Genomic DNA, 1,583 nt, shown 5'->3' on the forward strand with positions numbered 1-1,583 from the left:
GACGCCGTGGGCCTGGGCCTGCGCCGCCTGGCGCGCCAGGACCCGGACAAGGCCATGGCCATGCTCGACGGCTATGCCACCAGCATGCACTTCTCCCGTGACGAAAAAGTGGCGATTGCCCGTGAGATCGGCCTGACCCTGGCCAAGCGCTTTGACCCACGCGCCCTTGAGGTGATGACCAAGTACGACCCCGAACTGCGCGACAACACCGTGTCCGAATGGCGCCTGCGCCTGCTGTTGCGCCTAGCTCGCTGGGAAGACGCCTACCAACTCACGCGCAAACTCCCACAAGACTTGGCCACCACCAACCGCTGGCGCTACTGGCAGGCCCGCAGCCTGGAACTGGCCGAGCCGAAAAACCCGCAAGCCCTGGTGCTGTACAAGAACCTGTCGCGGGAGCGGGATTTCTACGGCTTCCTCGCCGCCGACCGCTCCAAAGCGCCGTACCAGTTGATCAACAAGCCGCTGTTGATGAGCCCGGCGCTGATCAACAAAGTGCGCAATACCCCCGGCGTGCGCCGCGCCCTGGAGTTCTATGCGCGCGGCCAGGTGGTCGATGGCCGCCGCGAGTGGTACCACGTCAGCCGTCACTTCAACCGCGACGAAATGGTCGCCCAGGCCAGGTTGGCCTACGACATGAAGTGGTACTTCCCGGCGATCCGTACCATCAGCCAGGCGCAGTACTGGGATGACCTCGACATCCGCTTCCCGATGGCCCACCGCGACACCCTGGTGCGCGAAGCCAAGGTGCGCGGCCTGCATTCGAGCTGGGTGTTCGCCATCACCCGCCAGGAAAGCGCGTTCATGGACGACGCCCGCTCCGGCGTCGGCGCCAGCGGCCTGATGCAACTGATGCCCGGCACTGCCAAAGACACTGCGCGCAAGTTCAGCATCCCGCTGGCCTCCCCGGCCCAGGTGCTCGACCCGGACAAAAACATCCAGCTCGGTGCTGCTTACCTGAGCCAGGTGCATAGCCAATTCAACGGCAACCGCGTCCTCGCTTCCGCCGCCTACAACGCCGGCCCCGGCCGCGTGCGCCAGTGGCTGCGCGGTGCCGATCACCTGAGTTTCGACGTATGGGTGGAAAGCATCCCGTTCGACGAAACCCGCCAGTATGTGCAGAACGTGCTGTCTTATTCGGTGATCTACGGGCAGAAGCTCAATTCGCCACAGCCATTAGTGGACTGGCACGAGCGTTACTTCGATGATCAATAAAGCCTGACGCACACACAAAAATGCCCGCATCGAACGATGCGGGCATTTTTTATGCGCGGTGATTTCAGTGCGCAGCCTGTTCCTCCGCACCATCACTGAACTGCAACGCCGCCAACCGCGCATACAGCGGGTTACTCGCGATCAACTGCTGATGCGTGCCGATCGCCACCAGCTTGCCCTGGTCCATCACGGCAATCCGGTCCGCATGCTTCACCGTCGCCAGGCGATGCGCGATGACCAGCGTGGTGCGGCCGTGCATCAGTTGCGGCAGCGCCTGCTGGATCAGGTGTTCACTCTGCGCGTCGAGGGCGCTGGTGGCTTCGTCCAGCAGCAGGATCGGCGCGTCCACCAGCAACGCGCGGGCGATG

General features: G+C 63.8%; 1 protein-coding gene and 1 pseudogene. One reads left to right on the forward strand and one right to left on the reverse strand.

The genetic code is table 11. The features are described from left to right. On the forward strand, positions 1-1,215 hold a 1,215-nt coding region (locus tag L9Z73_RS30230; RefSeq protein WP_247408613.1), incomplete at its 5' end, for a lytic transglycosylase domain-containing protein. A 64-nt stretch (positions 1,216-1,279) separates the two neighbouring features. Here L9Z73_RS30230 and L9Z73_RS30235 read toward each other — a convergent pair. Continuing rightward, positions 1,280-1,583 (reverse strand): annotated as a pseudogene (locus L9Z73_RS30235) (ABC transporter ATP-binding protein); the annotation flags it as partial.

The sequence above is a fragment of the Pseudomonas emilianonis genome, assembly GCF_023072625.1.
Lineage (GTDB): Bacteria > Pseudomonadota > Gammaproteobacteria > Pseudomonadales > Pseudomonadaceae > Aquipseudomonas > Aquipseudomonas paraveronii.